14 protein-coding genes and 1 CRISPR repeat array are annotated in these 20,427 nt (G+C 68.0%); of the genes, 6 read left to right on the top strand and 8 right to left on the bottom strand.

The features are described 5' to 3' along the window. Nucleotides 1–5: 5 nt before the first annotated feature. Complete coding sequence (locus SLW55_RS09730; protein WP_017907603.1) at nt 6–3,179, top strand: multidrug efflux RND transporter permease subunit; 3,174 nt, start codon at nt 6–8, stop codon at nt 3,177–3,179. A gap of 325 nt (nt 3,180–3,504) precedes the next feature. On the opposite strand, the gene SLW55_RS09725 is transcribed toward SLW55_RS09730, so the two are convergent. Next, on the bottom strand, nt 3,505–4,653 hold the full coding sequence (locus SLW55_RS09725) for an acyl-CoA dehydrogenase family protein (RefSeq protein WP_017907602.1): 1,149 nt from the start codon (nt 4,651–4,653) through the stop codon (nt 3,505–3,507). A gap of 126 nt (nt 4,654–4,779) precedes the next feature. On the opposite strand from SLW55_RS09725, the gene SLW55_RS09720 reads away from it, so the two are divergent. The 4 genes from SLW55_RS09720 (at nt 4,780) to SLW55_RS09705 (ending at nt 10,774) form a co-directional block, all read left to right on the top strand. Further along, nucleotides 4,780–5,781: a metalloregulator ArsR/SmtB family transcription factor gene (locus tag SLW55_RS09720; protein ID WP_267085715.1), complete on the top strand. Its 1,002-nt coding sequence runs from the start codon at nt 4,780–4,782 to the stop codon at nt 5,779–5,781. Further along, a complete protein-coding gene (locus tag SLW55_RS09715; RefSeq protein WP_267085714.1) occupies nt 5,778–6,923 on the top strand; it encodes a homocysteine S-methyltransferase family protein in 1,146 nt (381 codons plus the stop codon). The genes SLW55_RS09720 and SLW55_RS09715 overlap by 4 nt, the downstream gene beginning before the upstream one ends. A 103-nt stretch (nt 6,924–7,026) precedes the next feature. Then, nucleotides 7,027–9,789, top strand: a complete 2,763-nt coding sequence (gene metH / locus SLW55_RS09710) for a methionine synthase (RefSeq protein ID WP_152237282.1) — start codon at nt 7,027–7,029, stop codon at nt 9,787–9,789. 73 nt (nt 9,790–9,862) lie between these two features. Beyond that, nucleotides 9,863–10,774, top strand: coding sequence for an NAD(P)-dependent oxidoreductase (locus tag SLW55_RS09705; RefSeq protein ID WP_267100723.1), 912 nt, complete (start codon nt 9,863–9,865; stop codon nt 10,772–10,774). Between the two features lie 249 nt (nt 10,775–11,023). Further along, nucleotides 11,024–13,019: direct repeats of the CRISPR family, unit length 31 nt; unit sequence GTCGCGCCCTCACGGGCGCGTGGATTGAAAC. Between the two features lie 57 nt (nt 13,020–13,076). On the opposite strand, the gene SLW55_RS09700 is transcribed toward SLW55_RS09705, so the two are convergent. The 7 genes from SLW55_RS09700 to SLW55_RS09670 all read right to left on the bottom strand — a co-directional run bounded on the left by SLW55_RS09700 (nt 13,077) and on the right by SLW55_RS09670 (nt 20,052). After that, a complete protein-coding gene (locus SLW55_RS09700; RefSeq protein ID WP_267100724.1) occupies nt 13,077–13,934 on the bottom strand; it encodes a transporter in 858 nt (285 codons plus the stop codon). Nucleotides 13,935–13,973: 39 nt separating this feature from the next. After that, complete coding sequence (locus SLW55_RS09695; protein WP_267100725.1) at nt 13,974–16,121, bottom strand: acyltransferase family protein; 2,148 nt, start codon at nt 16,119–16,121, stop codon at nt 13,974–13,976. A 2-nt stretch (nt 16,122–16,123) separates the two neighbouring features. Continuing rightward, the gene (locus SLW55_RS09690; RefSeq protein ID WP_043092168.1) at nt 16,124–16,819 is read right to left on the bottom strand and encodes a DUF2058 family protein; all 696 of its coding nucleotides are present in this window, start codon (nt 16,817–16,819) and stop codon (nt 16,124–16,126) included. 27 nt (nt 16,820–16,846) lie between these two features. After that, on the bottom strand, nt 16,847–17,083 hold the full coding sequence (locus tag SLW55_RS09685) for a SlyX family protein (RefSeq protein WP_017908102.1): 237 nt from the start codon (nt 17,081–17,083) through the stop codon (nt 16,847–16,849). After that, nucleotides 17,073–18,419, bottom strand: a complete 1,347-nt coding sequence (locus tag SLW55_RS09680; protein ID WP_043092169.1) for a UDP-glucose/GDP-mannose dehydrogenase family protein — start codon at nt 18,417–18,419, stop codon at nt 17,073–17,075. The genes SLW55_RS09685 and SLW55_RS09680 overlap by 11 nt, the downstream gene beginning before the upstream one ends. A gap of 15 nt (nt 18,420–18,434) precedes the next feature. Continuing rightward, nucleotides 18,435–19,385, bottom strand: coding sequence for an FKBP-type peptidyl-prolyl cis-trans isomerase (locus SLW55_RS09675; protein ID WP_148827766.1), 951 nt, complete (start codon nt 19,383–19,385; stop codon nt 18,435–18,437). A gap of 100 nt (nt 19,386–19,485) precedes the next feature. Next, nucleotides 19,486–20,052, bottom strand: a complete 567-nt coding sequence (locus tag SLW55_RS09670; protein WP_152237279.1) for a glutathione peroxidase — start codon at nt 20,050–20,052, stop codon at nt 19,486–19,488. A 130-nt stretch (nt 20,053–20,182) separates the two neighbouring features. Here SLW55_RS09670 and SLW55_RS09665 point away from each other — a divergent pair, with 130 nt between their 5' ends. After that, the gene (locus SLW55_RS09665) at nt 20,183–20,425 is read left to right on the top strand and encodes a hypothetical protein (RefSeq protein ID WP_010344229.1); all 243 of its coding nucleotides are present in this window, start codon (nt 20,183–20,185) and stop codon (nt 20,423–20,425) included. The last annotated feature ends 2 nt before the right edge of the window (nt 20,426–20,427 follow it).

The raw sequence follows: 20,427 nt of genomic DNA, 5'->3' as shown, positions 1-20,427 counted from the left end.
CCCCCATGCCTAAGTTCTTCATCGAACACCCGGTCTTCGCCTGGGTGGTGGCGATCCTGATCTCGCTCAGCGGCGTGATCGCCATCCTCAATCTCGGCGTCGAGTCGTATCCCTCGATCGCCCCACCCCAGGTCACCGTCAACGCCACCTATCCCGGCGCCAGCGCCAGCACCACCGAACGCTCGGTCACCCAGGTCATCGAGCAGCAGCTGACCGGCATCGACCACCTGCTGTACTTCAGCTCGTCGTCGTCCTCCAGCGGCAGCGCCACCATCACCCTGACCTTCGAGACCGGCACCGACCCGGACATCGCCCAGGTGCAGGTGCAGAACAAGGTGTCGCTGGCGACCCCGCGCCTGCCCTCGGAAGTGACCGCGCAGGGCGTGGTGGTGGCCAAGGCCAACGCCGGCTTCCTCAGCGTGATCGCGCTGCGTTCGGACAACCCGTCGATCGACCGCGACGCGCTCAACGACATCGTCGGGTCGCGCGTGCTGGAACAGATCTCGCGCGTGCCCGGCGTCGGCAGCACCCAGCAGTTCGGTGCCGAGTACGCCATGGACATCTGGTTGAACCCGGAGAAGCTGCAGGGTTACCACATGTCCGCCACCGACGTGTACAACGCGATCCGCGCGCAGAACGTGCAGTTCGCCGCCGGTTCGCTCGGTTCGGATCCGGCGCCGCAGGGCCAGTCGTTCACCGCCACGGTCAGCGCCGAGGGCCGCTTCACCTCGCCCGAGCAGTTCGAGAACATCATCCTGCGCGCCGACGGCAACGGCACCGTGGTGCGGCTGAAGGACGTGGCCCGGGTCGCGTTCGGCCCGACCAACTTCGGTTTCGACACCCAGTACAACGGCAAACCGACCGGCGCCTTCGCCATCCAGCTGCTGCCGGGCGCCAATGCGCTGAGCGTGTCCGAGGCGGTCAAGGCCAAGATGGACGAGCTGCAGCCCAGCTTCCCGCAGGGCGTCACCTGGTTCACGCCGTACGAGAGCACCACCTTCGTCAAGATCTCGATCGAGGAAGTGGTCAAGACCCTGGCCGAGGCGATCGTGCTGGTGTTCCTGGTGATGCTGGTGTTCCTGCAGAACTTCCGCGCCACCATCATCCCCACCCTGGTCATCCCGGTGGCGCTGCTGGGCACCTTCCTGGGCATGTGGGCGATCGGCTTCACCATCAACCAGCTGACCCTGTTCGCGATGGTGCTGGCGATCGGCATCGTGGTCGACGACGCGATCGTGGTGATCGAGAACGTCGAACGCATCATGTCCGAGGAGCACCTGGCGCCGAAGGCGGCCACGCACAAGGCGATGACCCAGATCACCGGCGCGGTGGTGGCCATCACCGTGGTGCTGGCGGCGGTGTTCATTCCGTCGGCGATGCAGCCCGGCGCGGCCGGCGCGATCTACAAGCAGTTCGCGATCACCATCGCCATGTCGATGGCCTTCTCCGCCTTCCTGGCGCTGAGCTTCACCCCGGCGCTGTGTGCGGCGTTCCTCAAGCCCACCCACAACGACAACCCGAACTGGGTCTACCGCACCTTCAACAAGTACTACGACAAGCTGGCGCACCGCTACGTCGGCGCGGTGGGCAACACCATCCGCCGCGCGCCGCGCTGGATGGCGGTGTTCGCCCTGCTGGTGGTGCTGTGCGGCTTCCTGTTCACGCGCATGCCGGGCAGCTTCCTGCCGGAAGAGGACCAGGGCTTCGCGCTGGCGATCGTGCAGCTGCCGCCGGGTGCGACCAAGACCCGCACCAACGAGGTGTTCGCGCAGATGCGCGGCGTGCTGCAGCAGCAGAAGGCGGTCGAAGGCATGCTGCAGGTGGCCGGCTTCAGCTTCCTGGGCCGCGGCGAGAACGTGGGCATGGGCTTCATCCGGCTCAAGCCCTGGGACGAGCGCGACATCGCCGCCGGCGACCTGATCCAGCAGTTGAACGGCATGTTCTACGGCATCAAGGACGCGCAGATCTTCGTGGTCAACCTGCCCACGGTGAACGGCCTGGGCCAGTTCGGCGGCTTCGACATGTGGCTGCAGGACCGCAGCGGCCAGGGCGAGGAAGCCCTGCTGCAGGCACGCAACATCGTGCTCGGCAAGGCCGCGCAGCGCCAGGACACCCTGGCCGGCGTGCGTCCGAACGGCCTGGAGAACTCGCCGCAGCTGCAGTTGAAGGTGGACCGCGTGCAGGCGCAGTCGATGGGCCTGTCGGTCAACGACATCTACCAGTCGATCCAGCTGATGCTGGCGCCGGTGTACGTCAACGACTTCTTCTACGAAGGCCGCATCAAGCGCGTCAACATGCAGGCCGACGCGCCGTTCCGCACCGGTCCGGAGTCGCTGCGCAACTTCTACGTGCCCAGCAGCACCGCCTCCGATAGCAGCGGCCTGCCGCAGATGATCCCGCTGAGCACGGTGGTGAGCTCGGACTGGATCTACAGCTCGCCGTCGCTGAGCCGCTACAACGGCTACTCGGCGATCAACATCGTCGGCAACCCGGCGCCGGGCGGCAGTTCCGGCCAGGCGATGAGCGCGATGGAGGACATCGTCAACAACGACCTGCCGCCGGGCTTCGGCTTCGACTGGAGCGGCATGTCGTACCAGGAAATCATCGCCGGCAACACCGCCACGCTGCTGCTGGTGCTGTCGATCGTGGTGGTGTTCCTGTGCCTGGCGGCGCTGTACGAAAGCTGGTCGATCCCGGTGTCGGTGCTGCTGGTGGTGCCGATCGGCGTGCTCGGCGCGGTGGCGTTCTCGCTGCTGCGTGGCCTGCCCAACGACATCTACTTCAAGATCGGCCTGATCACGGTGATCGGCCTGGCCGCCAAGAACGCGATCCTGATCGTCGAGTTCGCGGTGGAGCAGCGGGCGATGGGCAAGACCCTGCGCGAGGCCGCGGCCGAGGCGGCGCACCTGCGTTTCCGCCCGATCCTGATGACCTCGTTCGCCTTCATCCTCGGCGTGCTGCCGATGGCGATCTCCACCGGCGCCGGCGCCAACGCCCGCCACGCCATCGGTACCGGCGTGATCGGCGGCATGCTGTTCGCCACCGTGCTGGGCGTGCTGTTCATCCCGCTGTTCTTCGTGATGGTGCGGCGCATGCTCGGCGACAAACTGGACGAGCCTTCGAAGGAGTTCACGCAGATGCAGGAAGCCGGCCTGGCGCGGCATCAGCCGGATCGCTGAGGCGCCGGGATTGGGGATTTGGGAGTGGGGATTCGTGAATCCGCCTCTCGGACTTGATCCTTCCGCCTTGTAGAGGCAAACAAAGAGCGGCCGCAAGGCCGCTTTTTGTTGTCCGGGAATCTGGTCGGGAAGCGCGACCCAACACCCCATGCAGGCGGAGCGCTCCTTGAAGGCTGAGCGCTCCTTGTGGGAGGGACTTCAGTCCCGACGCATTGCAGCCAGACGCCGCTTATGCCTTTCCACACAAGGAAAAAAAGCGGCCCTGCGGCCGCTTTTTCCCTAGATCTTCAAGCGATTCGGGAACCGGCAACCCCGACTCCCGGCCTCACCGCAACCCGGTCTCGTTACGCGCGATCACCAGGCGCTGGATCTCGCTGGTACCCTCGTAGATCTCGGTGATCTTCGCATCGCGGAAGTAGCGCTCCAGCGGCATCTCCTTGGAATAGCCCATGCCGCCGTGGATCTGCACCGCCTGGTGGGTGATCCACATCGCCGCCTCGGAGGCGGTCAGCTTGGCCACCGAAGCCTCGGTGGTGAAGCGCTGGCCCTGCCCCTTCAGCCAGGCCGCGCGCAAGGTCAGCAGCAGCGCCGCGTCCAGCTTGCACTTCATGTCGGCGATCTTGGCCTGGGTCATCTGGAACGCGCCGATCGGCGAACCGAACGCCTTGCGCTCCTTCACGTACTCCAGGGTGGCTTCGTAGGCGGCGCGGGCCAGGCCGATCGCCTGCGAGGCGATGCCGATGCGGCCGGCGTCGAGCACGCTCATCGCGATCTTGAAGCCCTCGCCCGGCGTGCCCAGCACCTCGTCGGCGCTGGCCACGTAGTCCTGGAACTCGATCTCGCAGGTGGCCGAGGCGCGGATGCCCAGCTTGGGCTCGGTCTTGCCGCGGTGGAAGCCGGGCTTGTCGGTGTCGACCACGAAGGCGGTGATGCCGCGCGCGCCCTTGTCCGGCTCGCTCATCGCGAACAGCACGATGTACTTGGCGACCGGGCCGGAGGTGATCCAGCTCTTCTTGCCGTTGATGACGAAGCTGCCGTCGTCCTGGCGCACCGCGCGGCACCGCATCGCGGTGGCGTCGGAGCCGGACTGCGGCTCGGTCAGCGCGAAGGCGCCGATCTCGCGGCCTTCGGCGATGGCGCGCACATACTTTTGCTTCTGTTCCTCGTTGCCGTTCTTGAGAATGCCGGCGCAGAACAGCGAGTTGTTGACCGACATGATGGTCGAATGCGCCGCATCGCCGGCGGCGATCTCGACCATCGCCAGCACATAGGCGATCGGGTCCATGCCGGCGCCGCCGTACTCTTCCGGCACCTCGATGCCCATCAGCCCGTTCTCGCCCAGCAGGCGGATGTTCTCCAGCGGGAATTCGCCGGCACGGTCGTGGTGCTCGGCGCTGGGGGCGATGCGCTCCTGGGCGATGCGCCGCGCCACGTCCTGGATCATCAATTGCTCTTCGGTAAAGCTGAAATCCACGTCGAACCCCTCCCGGGCATATTGGTCCGGCCATTGTAGCCGTGCCGACCATACGCCGGCGTGTGCAACTTGACCGGAACCGCCGCCCGGACCAAAATATCTCTATATCGCGATAGGAAGATATTTATGGATCTGGAGGACTGGTCGTCCCGGCTGAAGGTCTTCGCCGACGCCACCCGCGTGCGCCTGCTGGCACTGCTGGAACAGGAGGAGCTGACTGTGGCCGAGTTGTCGGCCATCACCCGCCTGGCGCAGCCGCGGGTCTCGACCCACCTGGCCAAGCTCAAGGAGGCCGGGCTGGTGCGCGACCGCCGCGCCGGCGTGTCGGCCTATTATCGCTTCGACGAGACCCTGCTGGACCCCGCGCAGCGCGCGCTGTGGCTGGCGCTGAGCACCGGCAGCGACGACCCGCTGCTGCGCCAGGACGCCGAGCGCGTGGCCGCGGTGCTGGCCAACCGCGCCGCCGACCAGAACTGGGCCGACTCGGTGGCCGGCGACATGGAGCGCCACTATTCGCCCGGCCGCACCTGGGAAGCGCTGGCACGCACCGCCCTGCCGCTGCTGGAGACCGGCGACGTGCTCGACATCGCCTCCGGCGACGGCGTGCTGGCCGAACTGGTGGCGCCGCACGCACGCCGCTACGTCTGCATCGACACCAGCGCACGGGTGGTGGCCGCGGCCAGCGAACGCCTGCGCCGGCTCGGGAATGTGGAAGTGCGCGAGGGCGACATGCATGCCCTACCCTTCGCCGATGCCAGCTTCGACCTGGTGGTGATGATGCATGCCCTGACCTATGCGACCAAGCCGGCGCAGGCGGTCTGCGAATCGGCGCGGGTGCTGCGCCCGGGCGGCCGCCTGCTGCTGTGCAGCCTGGCGCGCCACGAGCACAAGGCCGCGGTGCAGGCCTACGGCCACGTCAACCTCGGCTTTTCGGCCAAGGAACTGCGCAAGTTCGTCGGCAAGGCCGGGCTCGAAGTCTCCAGCCTGGAAACCGTGACCCGCGAGAAGCGCCCGCCGCACTTCGAGGTGATTTCGTTGATTGCGGGGAAGCCGGGAATCGGGAGTGGGGAATCGGGAATCGAAAAAGCAACCGCCAAGGCCAAGTCGGCCGCAGGAGATGTCGCATGAGCGCCATCGCTCCTCCCCCATTCCCCATTCTCCATTCCCCACTCCCTGCCTTCCAATGGCTCCACCCGCAGCGCGCCGAAGCGCTGCTGCAGGCCTTGTCCCAGCGCATCCTGATCATCGATGGGGCGATGGGCACGATGATCCAGCGCCATGGGCTGCAGGAGGCCGACTATCGCGGCGAGCGTTTCGCCGAGGGCTACGACGCGCAGGCCGGGCACGTGCACGGCCCCGGCTGCGACCACGCGCCGCAGGGCCACGACCTGAAGGGCAACAACGACCTGTTGCTGCTGACCCGGCCGGAGGTGATCGCCGAGATCCACCGCGCCTACCTCGACGCCGGCGCCGACCTGCTCGAGACCAATACCTTCAACGCGACGTCGATCAGCCAGGCCGACTACCACCTGGAACACCTGGTCTACGAACTCAACAAGGCCGGCGCGCAGGTCGCGCGTGCCTGCTGCGACGCGGTCGAAGCGCTGACGCCGGACAAGCCGCGGTTCGTGATCGGCGTGCTCGGCCCGACCAGCCGCACCGCCTCGATCAGCCCGGACGTCAACGACCCCGGCTTCCGCAACACCAGCTTCGACGAACTGCGCGCCACCTACCGCGAGGCCATCGACGGCCTGATCGACGGCGGCGCCGATACGCTGATGGTCGAGACCATCTTCGACACGCTCAACGCCAAGGCCGCGCTGTACGCGATCGAGGAAGTGTTCGACGCGCGCGGCGGGCGCCTGCCGGTGATGATCTCCGGCACCATCACCGACGCCTCCGGCCGCACCCTGTCCGGGCAGACCGCCGAGGCGTTCTACGCCTCGGTCGCGCACGGGCGGCCGCTGTCGGTCGGACTGAACTGCGCGCTCGGCGCCAAGGACCTGCGCCCGCACGTGGAGACCCTGGCGCGCATCGCCGATGGCTACGTCAGCGCGCATCCCAACGCCGGCCTGCCCAACGCCTTCGGCGAGTACGACGAGACGCCGGAGGAAATGGCGGCGACGCTGCGCGAGTTCGCCGAGTCCGGGCTGCTGAACCTGGTCGGCGGCTGCTGCGGCACCACCCCGGCGCACATCCGCGCCATCGCCGAGGCGGTGCGCGGGCTGCCGCCGCGCGTGCCGCTGGCGGCGCCGGCGCAGGCCGCCTGATGTCCGCCGCGCGCACGCCCGCCGCCCCCGCCCGCGCAGTCCTGCGCGGGCACGCTGCCGCCTGCGCGTGCGCCGGCACCTCCCCGTTTTCGGAACGCTGACCATGTCCTCCGCCCGTCACACCCGCCTGTCCGGCCTGGAGCCGCTGCTGCTGACCCCGGACCTGCTGTTCGTCAACGTCGGCGAGCGCACCAACGTCACCGGCAGCGCGCAGTTCCGCAAGCTGATCAAGGAAGAGCGCTACGAGGAAGCGGTGGAGGTGGCGCGCCAGCAGGTCGCCAACGGCGCGCAGATCCTCGACGTCAACATGGACGAGGGCCTGATCGACTCGGAGAAGGCGATGGTGCGCTTTCTCAACCTGATCATGTCCGAGCCGGACATCGCGCGCATCCCGGTGATGGTCGACTCCTCCAAGTGGAGCGTGATCGAGGCCGGGCTGAAGTGCCTGCAGGGCAAGAGCGTGGTCAATTCGATCTCGCTCAAGGAAGGCGAAGCGCCATTCGTCGAACACGCGCGCAAGGTGCTGCGCTACGGTGCCGCGGCGGTGGTGATGGCCTTCGACGAGGTCGGCCAGGCCGACACCTGCGCGCGCAAGGTGGAGATCTGCACCCGCGCCTACCGCATCCTCACCGAGCAGGTCGGGTTCCCGCCGGAAGACATCATCTTCGATCCGAACATCTTCGCCGTGGCCACCGGCATCGAGGAGCACGACAACTACGCGGTCGACTTCATCGAGGCCACTCGCGAGATCAAGCGCACCCTGCCGCATTGCCACGTCTCCGGTGGTGTATCCAACGTGTCATTCTCGTTCCGCGGCAACGAGACCGTGCGCCAGGCGATCCATTCGGTGTTCCTGTATCACGCCATCGCCGCGGGCATGGACATGGGCATCGTCAACGCCGGCGGCATGCCGATCTACGACGAACTGGACCCGGAGCTGCGCGAGCGCGTGGAGGACGTGATCCTCAACCGCCGCCGCGACGCCACCGAACGCCTGCTGGAGATCGCCGAACGTTACAAAAAGGCCGGGAATCGGGATGCGGGAATCGGGAACCGGGAAAAGCTGGCGTGGCGCGAGAAGACGGTACGCGAGCGCTTGAGCCATGCGCTGGTGCATGGCATCGACGAGTTCGTCGAGGTCGATACGGAAGAGGCGCGGCAGCAGGCCGCGCGGCCGCTGGACGTGATCGAAGGCCCGCTGATGGACGGCATGAACGTGGTCGGCGATCTGTTCGGCGCTGGCAAGATGTTCCTGCCGCAGGTGGTGAAGTCGGCGCGGGTGATGAAGAAGGCGGTCGCCTACCTGCTGCCCTACATCGAGGCGGAGAAGCTGCGCAGCGGCGACACCGGCAAGTCCAACGGCAAGATCGTCATGGCCACGGTCAAGGGCGACGTGCACGACATCGGCAAGAACATCGTCGGCGTGGTCCTGGCCTGCAACAACTTCGACGTGATCGACCTGGGGGTGATGGTGCCGACCCAGACCATCCTCGACCGCGCCCGCGCCGAGAACGCCGACATCATCGGCCTGTCGGGGCTGATCACCCCGTCGCTGGAAGAGATGACCCACGTCGCCCGCGAGATGCAGCGGCAGGGCTTCTCGATGCCGCTGCTGATCGGCGGCGCCACCACCTCGCGCGCGCACACCGCGCTGAAGATCGACCCGCATTACGCAGCGCCGACGGTGTGGGTCAAGGACGCCTCGCGCGCGGTGGGCGTGGCGCAATCGCTGATCTCGCGCGAACTGCGCGCGGCCTTCGTGGCCGCCAACGACGCCGACTACGCCGAGATCCGCCAGCGCCACAAGAACCGCGGCGACGCCAAGCGCCTGGTCTCGCTCGCGCACGCGCGCGGGCAGCGCTTCGACGGCGGCTGGGACGCCTACACCCCGCCGGCGCCCAGGCAGCCCGGCCTGCACGTGTTCGACGACTACCCGCTGGACGACCTGGTCCCGCTGATCGACTGGACCCCGTTCTTCCAGGCCTGGGAACTGGCCGGCAAGTTTCCGGCGATCCTCACCGACGAGATCGTCGGCCAGCAGGCCAGCGAGCTGTACCAGGACGCGCGGGCGATGCTGCAGCGGATCGTGGAGGAGAAATGGCTGACCGCCAAGGCCGTGTTCGGGCTGTGGCCGGCGCAGTCGGTGGGGGATGACGTTGTGGTCCTGACGGACCGGGAATCGGGAAACGGGAATGGGGAATCGTCAGGCGCGACCGCGCCGCTCGACCATTCCCGATTCTCCATTCCCCATTCCCTGCACTTTTTGCGACAACAGGTCGACAAGCCCGCCGAGCGCCCGGACTTCTGCCTGGCCGACTTCATCGCCCCGCACGACAGCGGCAGGCAGGACTGGATCGGTGCCTTCGCGGTCACCGCCGGCATCGGCATCGAACCGCACGTGGCGCGCTTCGAGGCCGCGCACGACGACTACAACGCGATCCTGCTCAAGGCCCTGGCCGACCGCCTGGCCGAGGCGCTGGCCGAACGCCTGCACCAGCGCGTGCGCACCGAGTTCTGGGGTTACGCCGACGACGAGGCACTGGACAACGAGGCGCTGATCGCCGAGCGCTATCGCGGCATCCGTCCCGCGCCCGGCTATCCGGCCTGCCCCGACCATAGCGAGAAGCAGACCCTGTTCGCCCTGCTCGACGCCGGTCGCAATGCCGGCATGTCGCTCACCGAGAGCTTCGCGATGCTGCCGACCGCCGCGGTGTCCGGCTACTACTTCAGCCACCCGCAGAGCCAGTACTTCGTGGTCGGCCGGCTGGGCAAGGACCAACTCGCCGACTACGCCCGGCGCAAGGGCGTCTCGCTGCAACAGGCCGAACGCTGGCTGGCCTCCAACCTGGACTACGATCCGGAGTGAGCCCACGCCGAGCGCAGGCGCCCCCATAGCGCCTGTGCCGCCCCACGCGCCTTCGAGTCCAGCGCCGATGCCCATGTCCACTCCGACCCCATTGAAGATCGTGGTCACCGGCAGTGCCGGCCGGGTCGGCCGCGCGATCCATATCCGGCTCGCGCGCGAGCACCACGTCAGCGGCCTCGACCGGACGCCCTGCTCCACAACCGACTGGGTCGGCGACCTCGACGATGCCGCACTGCTGGCGCGCGCACTGCAGGGCGTGGACGCCGTAATTCACACGGCCGCGCTGCATGCCCCGCACGTCGCGCATGTGCCGGCGGCGCGCTTCCGCCAGGTCAATGTCGACGGCACGCGCCGCGTCCTGGACGCCGCGGCGGCGGCCGGCGTGCGCCGCATCGTGTTCACCAGCACCACCGCGCTGTATGGCGACGCAACCACTCCCGACGGCAGCGCCGGCTGGGTCGACGAGATGCTGGCGCCGCAGCCGCAGACCATCTACCACCACACCAAGCTGGAGGCCGAGGCGCTGCTGCGCGAAGCGGCCGACCAGGGCGGTCCGAGCGTGCGCATCCTGCGCATGTCGCGCTGCTTCCCGGAACCGGTCAACGTGATGGCGGCATTCCGCCTGCATCGCGGCATCGACGCGCGCGACGTCGCCGAGGCCCATGCGGCGGCATTGCGGCATGCCGGGTCGGCAAGCGCGACGTTCGTGATTTCCGGCGCCACCCCGTTCCTGCGCGAAGATTGCGCCGAGCTGCACACCTCGGCACCGGCGGTCCTGCACCGCCGCGCGCCGACGCTGGTGGCGGCGTTCGCGCAACGCGGCTGGGCATTGCCAGAACGGATCGATCGCGTCTATTCGCCGCAACGGGCGCTGGACGCGCTGGGCTGGCAACCGCGCCATGGTTTCGCGGAAGTGCTGCACCAATACGACACGCACGTGCCCGAGGTGCTGCCGCCCAACGACGGACGCGCCGTCAGCGACTGAACGCCCGGCGCTGATCGGCACACCGGGTCCGGATGGCGGAGCAAGGACGTGCGCCGTCGGCGCGAACCGGAAGCGCCCGGGGTTTTACCGGCCGGTTCGCGAATCCCGATAAAGACTTGATCGAAAAGCGAAATGCCTGGGCACCATGAAACCGGGCAAGGCAGCCCCGCCCCCTGCACGTCGCCGCACGCCCGTTTCGCGAAATCGGCACTTTTTCCTTAGTCCCGGCCGGCAGTTATGCTGAGGGCTGTCGCGCCCTCACGGGCGCGTGGATTGAAACTTGTTGGTGTCGGTGTACTTCACTGCGAGCGGGTGTCGCGCCCTCACGGGCGCGTGGATTGAAACAGCTTCGTGGCCATGCCGCTCGCGGCGATGGCGGTGTCGCGCCCTCACGGGCGCGTGGATTGAAACACACTGGCCTGCGAATTTTCGCTGCCAACTGGTGCGTCGCGCCCTCACGGGCGCGTGGATTGAAACCCGAATGACGACATGGCGACGGCGGCGGCGGCCTGGTCGCGCCCTCACGGGCGCGTGGATTGAAACGCGTTGGTAATTGCCAGATCAAGCCGCGAATCGCAGTCGCGCCCTCACGGGCGCGTGGATTGAAACATGTCCGCCTCGGTCGGCATTGCCGTGGCGGTCGTCGCGCCCTCACGGGCGCGTGGATTGAAACCTGAGTGGTACGAAATGGGCGGATGCCGTAGCGCGTCGCGCCCTCACGGGCGCGTGGATTGAAACTGGATCATCCTCTTGATGAGGCGATTGGTTGCGTGTCGCGCCCTCACGGGCGCGTGGATTGAAACCACTGTTTGGAACGGGTTTCCCACCCGTAATGGCGTCGCGCCCTCACGGGCGCGTGGATTGAAACGGCAAAAGCCACTGACCGTCGATCAAGAATTGAGTGTCGCGCCCTCACGGGCGCGTGGATTGAAACGCTCCATGGCGTCAGACCTCCGCATTCGAGATGGTCGCGCCCTCACGGGCGCGTGGATTGAAACCCGTTGGCGACGCCTGCCGCGGCGCGCTTGTCCACCGTCGCGCCCTCACGGGCGCGTGGATTGAAACGTGCGTGAGGACACGGCCGATCAGGCTGTCGAATTGTCGCGCCCTCACGGGCGCGTGGATTGAAACCTGGGTGGCGTACCAGTCGCCTTTCAGCCAGGCGTCGCGCCCTCACGGGCGCGTGGATTGAAACGTGATCAGCGTCGGCGAAGCGCGCATCCGGGTGCGGTCGCGCCCTCACGGGCGCGTGGATTGAAACTTGGGCAGGCCGGTGTCGCCGTAGACGGCTCGATCGTCGCGCCCTCACGGGCGCGTGGATTGAAACCAGCTCGGCGGTGAACCACGGGTTGTCCTGCCAGGTCGCGCCCTCACGGGCGCGTGGATTGAAACTTCGTCGGGTCGTGCGCCTCGACCGCCTGGCGACGTCGCGCCCTCACGGGCGCGTGGATTGAAACTTTCTCGGCATCTGCGACTACATCGACCAGCACGTCGCGCCCTCACGGGCGCGTGGATTGAAACAGGATCTGCGGCTGCTGTGCGGCTGCGGCGCCGGTGGTCGCGCCCTCACGGGCGCGTGGATTGAAACATCCGTGTCGACTCTGTTGAGGACGGCACAACCAAGTCGCGCCCTCACGGGCGCGTGGATTGAAACGTTGCGCTGTGGTGGATCGCGGCAGGCCTGGCGCGTCGCGCCCTCACGGGTGCGTGGATTGAAACGCGCCCTACAGCTCCAGCACCTGGCCGCTCACCATGTCGCGCCCTCACGGGCGCGTGGATTGAAACCGACCGAAGCCGCCGTTCTCGGTTGCGGTCTTGCGGTCGCGCCCTCACGGGCGCGTGGATTGAAACAGGCTCTGCGTAGTGACCCGAACCGAGTTCACCAGTCGCGCCCTCACGGGCGCGTGGATTGAAACTCGAACTCAGCTTCCCCCTTCGGGGTGTAGCGCGTCGCGCCCTCACGGGCGCGTGGATTGAAACGTCCGCAGCGAATACCTGGCCTACATCGATTTCGGCGTCGCGCCCTCACGGGCGCGTGGATTGAAACCCCGTGCGGGACAGCTATGACAAGGACCAGGTGTCGGTCGCGCCCTCGCGGGCGCGTGGATTGAAACGACGATAGACGGCACCCGTTCTAAGAGCATTCCCTCGTCACGTCATCACTGGCGCGTGGATTGAAACCCCTTGCCGGCAGGGACTCGCTCACGCATGCCTGTCCCGCCATCCAAGGCGCCTGGGTGGAACCGTGCCAGGCCCTTGGTTGCGCGGAGGCGTGATTCACGACATCACCGCACCATGGACCTCAGCGCAGCAACACCGAAATGCCGAGGCCGCCCTGCCAGTCCGGGGTCTGCGACGACAGGCCGCGCAGCACCGACAAATCCAGTTGCACGCGGTTGGCGAACAGCCAGGTGACGCCGCTGCCAAGCGCGCGCATCTCGTCCTCGCCGCCGCCGATGCCGGCCTCGACGTAGGCGCTCAGCGAGTCGCCCGCGTAGAAGGTGTAGCTCGGCGAGACGCTCCAGCCGGAGCCGTCCTCGCTGTCGCTGACATTGCCGTACAGCGCCAGGCTGCGCCCCTCCGGCAGGTCCCAGCCGGCGCTCACGCCCAGGTCGTAGCGGTGGCCGGCATCGCCGTACGGCGCGCGCCCGACCGGCAGGCTGGCGCTGCCGAGCAAGGCCCAGCTGACGCGGTCGCTGGCGCTGGGCAATGCCTGCTTCAAGCCGATGCTGGCGTCGCCGCCACTGTGCCCGCGCTGGTCCTGCCCGCCGCCACGCACGCGCTGCCACACCTGGCTGTCGATCGCCAGCTGCAACTCGGTGCGTGCGCTCAGGCCGAACCGCAGCCGGCTGTTGGCGACGTATTCGGTGCTGCGCACGTCGCCGTCGCGGTCGTAGCTGCCATCGAAGAACGCCTGCTCCCAGGCCAACTGTCCACGCTGCAGGGTGGTCGAGGCGAAGCCGATACCGGGCCGGTCGAACGCCGGCGTGTCCTCGGCGCAGGCCACGCCGGCAGTGCCGGTAGTGGCCGCCAGCAGCAGCGCCCCGCGCAGCAGCGCATCGCCGCGGCGGCGCAACTGCGGCCGGCGGCCACGGTGGGTGGCGACGAACGACGGCACCGCTCGCGATCGCTGCGGCGCGAGAAAAGGCAGAACAGGCATGCGCGAACTCCTTGCGATGCGGGAGCGGAGGGCTGCGCCTCAAGGCGCCGGCGGCGAGTGTGCCTGGATCGCCGCAATGTGCGATGTGAAGCCCGGCAGCAGCACCCGGTTGCCGTAGCCACTGAGGTGATCGGCATCGAAGAACAGCGGGCGCCCGTCGCGGCTGCCGCTGCAGTACTGCGCGTCGCACAGCAGCGGCAACGGATCCCACACCGAGGCATGCGGCAGCTGCGCGGCGATGCGCTGCAGGCTCTGCAGCACCGGCGCACGGTAGCGCTCCATCGTCGCGCGTGCGATCGGGATGCCGCGCGCGCAGATCAGATTGCCGCGGTTGAACCAGTCCGAACAGCGATACGGCGGCGCGCGCAGCACCGGCTTGGGCGCTTCGAAGACGATGCGCACGCCGCGCTGCGCCAAGGGCTGCAGCAGCGCGACCGCAGCCGCTTCGCCAGCGCTGCGCGCGGCCTGCGCCTCGGCACCCTCCTGCTCGGCCATCGCCGCGGTCTCGTCGAACAAGCGGTCCTGATCGGCCAGGCGCAGCACGCGCAGGGCTGGCAGAAACAGCACATCGCCGTCGCGCGCGTGCGCGGCGACGTCGGCCAGGGTGCTGCGCTCATAGGCCTGGCAGCCGGGATTGCTGGCCTGCCAAGCCTGCAGGCCGACGATCGGGCAACCGCCGACGCCATACAGCCGCACCGGCACCCCGCTCTGCAGCGCGAAGCGCCGCAGCAGTTCGTTGTAGGCCAGCGCATGCGAGTCGCCGGCCACGAACAACTGGCCGCCGCCATCGCGGTTGGGCAGCGTGCAGGCGCCACGCTCGAACAGCTTGGCGCTGCCCACCTGCACCGGCACCTGGCGGGTCTGCAGCGCGCACTGCGGAAACTCCCGGCGCAGGCCCTTGGCATAGGCGTACCAGTCCAGCGGATGCCGGCTGACCGTGCTCAACCCGTAATAGCGCTGGGCGTTCTGCAGCAGCGCATGGGTGCCGCCGGCGAGCAGCACCAGGCCCAGCCCGGCGACGATGGTCCGCGCCGGCGTGCGCGCGCGGCCGATGCGGCCATGCCGCCACGGCAGCTCCACCCAGCGATACGAGGCCAGCGCCAGCAAGGCGACCAGCAGCAGCGCCGCGGCTCTGGTCGGCGCCGATTCCAGACCGACGGTCCAGCGGAACAGCACGAACACCGGCCAGTGCCACAGATACAGCGAATACGAGACGCGGCCGATCGCCACCGGTACGCGGTGCGCCAGCGCGCGCCGGATCCAGCCGGCCGGGGCGCCATGCAGCAGCGCCAGCAGGGCGAGTGTGCCCAACACCGGCCACAGTCCATCCGGCCACGGCGAGTGGCCGGGACGCGCGCACCACAGGCCGACCACCACCGCCGCCAGCGCCATCGCCAGCAACGGCGAACGCCAGCTCCAGGCGCCCGGCGGCGGCGCCTGCGTCCCGGCCTCGAAGCGTCCGCGCAGCGCCAGCACCTGGTACAGCAACACGCCGCTGCCCAGTTGCCAGAAGCGTGCGGTGGTCAGGTAGAACGCGGCCGCCGCATCGCCGGCATCGCGGCTATGCCGCCAGGCGAACGCCAGCGAGGCGGCCGAGGCCAGCGCCACCAGCAGCGTCGACCACACCCGGCCGCGGCCGCCACGGTTCCAGGCCAGGAACAGCAGCGGGAACAGCAGGTAGAACTGCTCCTCCACGCCCAGCGACCAGGTATGCGTGTACGGATTGAATTCGGCCTTGGGCGAGAAGTAATCGTTGCCGGTCGCGGCCAGCACCCAGTTGCTGAGGCCGACGAAGGCCATGCGCCCGGTCCTGGCGCTGGTCTCGCTGAGCCAGGACTCGGGAATGAACAGGCCGCTGGCCAGGGCCGTGACCAGCAGGCACGCCACCAGGGCCGGCGCGATGCGGCGCAGGCGCCGCGCATAGAACTGCGCGAACACGCCCAGCTGTCCGGCCGCCGGCAGGCGCTGCAACGACGCGCTGACCACGAAGCCGGAGATCACGAAGAACATGTCCACGCCGGTGAACCCGCCCGGCAGCCATGCCGGATCGAGGTGGTAGGCGATCACCGCCAGCACCGCGATCGCGCGCAGCCCGTCCACGTACGGCAGATAGCCGCCACCGGTCTGCGCGTGCGGCGGCGTGTGGCCGCGCCCGGCGGCCAGCGTGCCCGTCCCTGGCAGCGCCACGTTTACCAGACCAGATCGTCGGGGATCTGGTACTTGGGATCGGCGTAGGGGTCTTCTTCCGCCGTCGCGTTCGGATCGACCCGCAGCGCCACCGCCGCCGGGAAGATCGCTTCGGCCTGGTCCAGCAGCGCCGCGGTCACCAGCAGGTAGCGACCGTTCTGCTGCAGCACGCCCAACTCGCCGGCGTTGAGGGCCTTGAGCTGGTCGGCGGTGACGTAGATGCGCTTGATCTTGCCGCCATAGGGGAAATGGCGGGCGATGTCGGCCTCGGCGTGGTTCAGCGCCTGGCCCTTGAGCAGTTCGTCGAGCTTGGCCCGCGCCTCGCGGCGCAGGCGCGCTTCTTCCTGCTTCTGCCGCTCGGCCTCGATGCGCTCGTCCTTCTCGCGCTGGGCACGGATCGCATAGGCCTTGGCCAGATCGATGTCCTCGCGGCTGCGCGGCGGCCGCCCCGGCTGGCCGCCCGCGCCCTGCGGCTTGCCTTGGCCAGGGCCGTTCCCGTGCGGACGGCCGCGCCCGCCGCCGGGCTTGCCGGCGTTGGGCGCGCCGCCGGGAGCGCGCTCGCCGCGCGCCCCGGCCGGTGCCGGGCGCTGGCCCGGCCGTCCCTGCGGCCGCGGCGCGGCAGGCGGGGCTTTGCGTTCGGGTTTCGGCGCGGGCTTGAAGCCCAGGCCCAGCAACTGCTCGCGGAGGGTATCGCTCATCGGGACGGCATCGGTCGGTTCGGGGGATCAGTAATGCGGCGGCGGCGGTTCGTCGGCCGGATCGGCGTAGAGCGTGCTGCGCACCTTGCCCAGATCTTCGAGCAGGTGACGCAGCAACTCGGCGTTGCGCTGGCTTTCGATACGCGCTTCGGCCAGGGCATCGCTCATTTCCGACAGCGCCTGCTCCTGGAAGGAGAGGCGCGTTTCCAGCTCGATCAGGCGGTTTTCCAGCAACCGATCCTGGGTGGAAAAATCATGCTGCATGGATCGAACGTCCGCGGCCGATGCCGTAATACGCCAGGCCGAAGCTCTCGATTTCCTGCGGATCGTAGAGATTGCGGCCGTCGAACACCACCGCATCGCCGATCAGCTCCTTCATGCGGGTGAAGTCGGGGCTGCGGAACTGCTTCCACTCGGTGACCACAGCCAGCGCATCGGCGCCTTCCAGCGCGTCGAAGGCATCGTCGCAGAAATGCAGATCGTCGCGTTCGCCGAAGATGCGCTTGGCCTCGTCGGTCGCCTCCGGATCGTAGGCACGCACCGTCGCGCCCGCCTCCCACAGTTGCGCCAGCAGGCGGCGGCTGGAGGCGGCACGCATGTCGTCGGTGTTGGGCTTGAAGGCCAGGCCCCACACCGCGAAGGTCTTGCCCTTCAGCGACTGCGCCGCGCCGTAGTGGCGCTGGATCAGCTCGTACAGATGGCCCTTCTGCGCCTCGTTGACCGCTTCCACCGCATCCAGCAGCCGGGGCGCATGCCCGACCTGCTGCGCGGTGCGCGCCAGCGCCTGCACGTCCTTGGGGAAGCACGAGCCGCCGTAGCCGGCACCCGGGTAGATGAAGTGCCAGCCGATGCGCGGATCCGAGCCGATACCCTGGCGCACCTTCTCCACGTCGGCACCGACGCGCTCGGCGATGTTGGCGATCTCGTTCATGAAACTGATCTTGGTCGCCAGCATCGCGTTGGCCGCGTACTTGGTCAGTTCGGCCGAGCGCACGTCCATTTCCACGATGCGGTCGTGGTTGCGGTTGAACGGCGCGTACAGACGACGCAGGCGCGCGGCCGAGCCGGGCTTGCTGCTGCCGATGACGATGCGGTCCGGGCGCATGCAATCGGCGACGGCATCGCCCTCCTTCAGGAACTCCGGGTTGGAGACCACGTCGAACTCGATCGCCTCGCCGCGCGCTTCCAGCTCCGCGGCGATCGCCGCACGCACCTTGTCGGCGGTGCCGACCGGCACCGTCGACTTGTTGACCACGATGGTCGGCCCCTGGATGTGCTGGCCGATGGTGCGAGCCACCGCCAGCACGTACTGCAGATCTGCGCTACCGTCCTCGTCCGGCGGCGTGCCGACGGCGATGAACACGATATCCCCATGCGCGATGGCGCTGGCCGCATCGGTGGTGAAGAACAGCCTCCGTGCGGCGTGATTGGCCTTGACCATCGGCGAGAGGCCAGGCTCGTAAATCGGGACCACGCCCTTATTGAGCCCATCCACCTTGGCCTGGTCGATGTCTACGCACACCACATGGTGGCCGACTTCGGCCAGACAGGTTCCGGTGACGAGCCCGACATAGCCGGTGCCGAATATCGCTACGCGCATGTAATCTCCTTTCGGTTATTGAAGGATGTTCAAAAGTTCCACGTCGAAGGTCAACATCGCATCCGGGCCGATCGGGCTGCCCGGCATTCCCTGCGGGCCGTAGCCCAGATTGGACGGAATCCAGAAGCGGTACTTGGACCCCACCGGCATCAGCGCCACGCCCTCGCTCCAGCCCGGCACGACCTGGTTCAGCGCGAACTCGGCCGGCTGGCCGTTCTTGTAGGAGCTGTCGAAGACGGTGCCGTCGAGCAGCTTGCCCTCGTAGTTCACCCGCACCTTGCTGCTGGACGTGGGCCGCGCGCCGCTGCCTTCGCGCAGCACCATGTACTGCAGGCCTGACGGGGTGGTGATCACGCCCTTCTGGTTCTTGTTCTGCGCCAGGAAGGCATTGCCTTCCTGCTTGTTCTTGGTCGCCACCGCGGCCTGCTTGGACGCACCGAAGGCCTGCAGCGTGGCCATCGCCTGCTCCTGGGTCATCGCGGTCTGGCCCTTGGCGAACACCGTGCGCACCGCGCCCATCAGCGTCGGCAGATCGATGTCGTTCTGGATCCGCGCCAGCGACGGACCGACCGCACGGTCGCCCAGCATCAGGCCCACGTTCTCCTTGGACACCGGCGGCGGCTGCGTGCCCGGCGCCATGCCCGGCACCGGCTGGCCGTTGCGCGCGGCCAGCTGCGTGCGCAGCGCGGTGTCGGTGGCCTGGGTCTGCTCATCGGACAGCAGCGGCTTGCCCTGCTTGAAGGCGTTCTCGATCGCGCGCTGCATCGCGTCCACGTCGATGTCCTGGGCGATCGGCTCGAACGAACGCGCCACATCCATGCCGATCGCGTAGCTGACCTTCTGCTTCTCGGTGCTCAGCGTCGTCGCCGTGCCGCCGGCCGCCGGCGCCTGCGCGGACGCGTGACCGGCGACCATCGCCATCCCCACCACCAGCGACGCCACGGCGCCGCGCATTCCCATCTTCATTCGCTACTTTCCCTGGAAGTGAACTGTGAACTGGACGCGCCGAACTGGCGCAGACAGAGGCCGGCATTGTCGCATGTGCGGCCGAGATGTTGACCCGCTTTCAGTGCGACGCCGGCTGCGCTTTCAGTTCGCGTTCGATGGCACTGCGCAAGGCCGGATCGTCCGGCGTGACCTTGCTCGGGAATTGCGCGACCACGCGCCCATCGCGCGCGATCAGATACTTGTGGAAATTCCAGCCCGGCGCCACGCCGGTGGCCTGGGTCAGTTGCTTGTACAGCGGCGTCGCCTCGTCGCCGATCACGTGCACCTTCTCGAACATCGGAAACTTCACCCCGTAGGTGAGCGTGCAGAATTCCTGGATCTGCTTCTCCGATCCGGGCTCCTGGCCCTTGAAGTCGTTGGACGGGAAGCCGAGCACGCTGAAGCCCTGCGCCGCGTACTGCTGCTGCAGCTTCTCCAGGCCGTCGTACTGCGGGGTGTAGCCGCACTTGCTGGCGGTGTTGACCACCAGCAGCACCTTGCCGCCGTAGGTCTTGTTCAGGTTCACCTTCTCCTTGCCTGCCAGCGGACGGTAGTCCCGGTCCAGCAGAGAGCCGGCCCAGGCACTGCCGACGGTGCCGGCAGCGGCCAGGATCGCGAGGAAAAACAGACGCTTGGGAAGTTTCATGGGGCACCGTCGAGAAGAAGTAAGGAAGTGGCACGCGACCAGGTCGGAAGTTGGGTCAGCAGCGTGTTGACATGCCGTGTAACGGTGTTATAGTTAAATACAACACCACTCACCCAGAGCAGGTCCCACGATGAATCTCAAACGCCTCCAGCGCAGTCTTCCGGCCCTGGTCATCGTCGGCACCCTGCTCTGCGCGAGCTGGATCGGCGCCCAACGCCACCAGGGACGGCCGCTGGATTATGGCGCCAGCACGCCGCACGACGACAGCGCCGCCGGCGCCGCACCTTCTACCGTCCCGGCGGTGCGGCGTCTGCGGGCTTCGCTGTCCGTGCCTTATTTCTCCTTCGCGCGCACCCTGCGCCCACGGAGCTGACC

The sequence above is a fragment of the Xanthomonas sp. LF06-19 genome, from assembly GCF_034105425.1.
In the GTDB taxonomy this organism is placed as follows: domain Bacteria; phylum Pseudomonadota; class Gammaproteobacteria; order Xanthomonadales; family Xanthomonadaceae; genus Xanthomonas_A; species Xanthomonas_A sontii.
Note: the sequence above shows the minus strand (reverse complement) of the source record. Positions and strands in the feature narration are given on the sequence as shown.

Coding starts and splice junctions, on each gene's coding strand:
- SLW55_RS09680 (WP_043092169.1), bottom strand. CDS start 18,419: ATGCGCGTAGCGATATTCGGCACCGGCTATGTCGGGCTCGTCACCGGA.
- metH (WP_152237282.1), top strand. CDS start 7,027: ATGTCCTCCGCCCGTCACACCCGCCTGTCCGGCCTGGAGCCGCTGCTG.
- SLW55_RS09715 (WP_267085714.1), top strand. CDS start 5,778: ATGAGCGCCATCGCTCCTCCCCCATTCCCCATTCTCCATTCCCCACTC.
- SLW55_RS09690 (WP_043092168.1), bottom strand. CDS start 16,819: ATGAGCGATACCCTCCGCGAGCAGTTGCTGGGCCTGGGCTTCAAGCCC.
- SLW55_RS09730 (WP_017907603.1), top strand. CDS start 6: ATGCCTAAGTTCTTCATCGAACACCCGGTCTTCGCCTGGGTGGTGGCG.
- SLW55_RS09720 (WP_267085715.1), top strand. CDS start 4,780: ATGGATCTGGAGGACTGGTCGTCCCGGCTGAAGGTCTTCGCCGACGCC.
- SLW55_RS09685 (WP_017908102.1), bottom strand. CDS start 17,083: ATGCAGCATGATTTTTCCACCCAGGATCGGTTGCTGGAAAACCGCCTG.
- SLW55_RS09705 (WP_267100723.1), top strand. CDS start 9,863: ATGTCCACTCCGACCCCATTGAAGATCGTGGTCACCGGCAGTGCCGGC.
- SLW55_RS09675 (WP_148827766.1), bottom strand. CDS start 19,385: ATGAAGATGGGAATGCGCGGCGCCGTGGCGTCGCTGGTGGTGGGGATG.
- SLW55_RS09670 (WP_152237279.1), bottom strand. CDS start 20,052: ATGAAACTTCCCAAGCGTCTGTTTTTCCTCGCGATCCTGGCCGCTGCC.
- SLW55_RS09665 (WP_010344229.1), top strand. CDS start 20,183: ATGAATCTCAAACGCCTCCAGCGCAGTCTTCCGGCCCTGGTCATCGTC.
- SLW55_RS09700 (WP_267100724.1), bottom strand. CDS start 13,934: ATGCCTGTTCTGCCTTTTCTCGCGCCGCAGCGATCGCGAGCGGTGCCG.